Source organism: Oleiphilus sp. HI0128 (assembly GCF_001635365.1).
On the sequence record NZ_LWGG01001629.1, the window covers coordinates 1 to 1,397 of the forward strand.

Sequence of the window (1,397 nt, forward strand, 5' to 3'; positions counted from 1 at the left end):
TTATCGCATTCATTGAGTTCCGCCATCAACGTGTTTACGTAAAATACATTGTCGACCATAAAGAGTATGATCGGCTCACAAACCGTTATAGAAGAAAGGAGCTGAAATGAACATACAACACATTACACAGCTTGCGCATGAATTACAGAGTGAGATGCCATTTATCGCTGGTATACATTCACAGGAAGATCATCAAGAGGCACTTTTGCTTATGGATGAACTTATTGAGGACTATGATGCAAACTTGCTTCTTATTGATGTCTTGTGGGCAAAAATTCATGCGTATGAAGAAGAAGCCCCTGAGTTTCATGATTTTAACACTAGTATCGAGTCTAAAGATGCAGGCGCATCCATGTTGCGATTGCTGATGGATCAGCATAACTTAACTATGTCAGATTTTAAAAATGAGATTGGCCCGAAAAGTTCAGTATCTATGATATGTAGCGAGAAGAGGTCACTTACTAAAGAGCATATTGAAAAACTTTCAAGACGTTTCGAAATCAGTCCGTCGTTATTTTTCTGACCAGGCTGTACAGTTAATCTTTAAAGTGTCCAATAAGATCTATTATTGGACATAGTGTATGAGTTAATCTAGTCTTTACTCATAAAGCGTTAAGTCCTATGGCAACTCCAAGATCAATCCCTTTATTCCCAGCATACAACGAGCTTAAAGACTTTGACTGGCGTGATTACCCACAGCTAGATCAGTTTTTCAACGACAACCCTAAGTGGTGCCGTGAACACTGGGATTGGGCGCGAGAGTATTTGATTTTCCTTGGCAGAAACAAATCTGAGCATACTTACATTAGATTCCGTTCTGACATAGAAAAATTTTTGCTGTGGAGTTTTTTGGTGGCAGAAAAGCCTGCTGTCGATTTTAGAAAGAATGACTTACTTGATTATTCAGAGTTCTTCTTTAAGCCACCGCAAACTTGGATAGGTCTAGCCAATGTGGATAAATTTGTACCGTCTGCTGGTCTGTACGAATTTAATAAAAGCTGGAGGCCTTTTAGATATATAGCCGAAGGTAGTGATGCTGATAAAAAGAAATACAGGCCTTCACAGCAATCTATACTTGCCATGTTTTCTGCTATAAGCGGTTTCTACACACACTTAATGGAGAGCGAAATAGCATTAGGAAATCCGGCAGGTCTTGCAAAAAAAGACTGTAAGCGATTAGTTAAGGATGCACAGGTAAAAGAAACAAAGCGGCTAGACCAGGCACAATGGGATTTACTACTAATTACGGCTGAAAAAATGGCTGACGAAGACTCACTCTTTGAGCGGAATATTTTTTTATTGGCTGCAATGAAAACAATGTTTTTGAGAATTTCTGAATTAGCTGAGCGTGACGACTGGATACCTGTTATGAGCCACTTTTGGCAAGACGATAAGAA

Annotated in this window: 2 protein-coding genes and 1 pseudogene; all 3 read left to right on the plus strand. The window is 39.2% G+C overall.

Translation table 11 applies throughout. From position 1 onward, the window contains the following. Positions 1 to 11 precede the first annotated feature (11 nt). Entirely contained in the window at positions 12 to 110 is a 99-nt protein-coding gene (locus A3763_RS26510; protein ID WP_231872339.1) for a type II toxin-antitoxin system HigB family toxin, read from the plus strand. Continuing rightward, positions 107 to 523, plus strand: a complete 417-nt coding sequence (locus A3763_RS26515) for a type II toxin-antitoxin system HigA family antitoxin (RefSeq protein ID WP_068510548.1) — start codon at positions 107 to 109, stop codon at positions 521 to 523. The genes A3763_RS26510 and A3763_RS26515 overlap by 4 nt, the downstream gene beginning before the upstream one ends. Positions 524 to 621: 98 nt before the next feature. Then, positions 622 to 1,397 (plus strand): annotated as a pseudogene (locus A3763_RS26520) (hypothetical protein); the annotation flags it as partial.

Coding starts and splice junctions, on each gene's coding strand:
- A3763_RS26515 (WP_068510548.1), top strand. CDS start 107: ATGAACATACAACACATTACACAGCTTGCGCATGAATTACAGAGTGAG.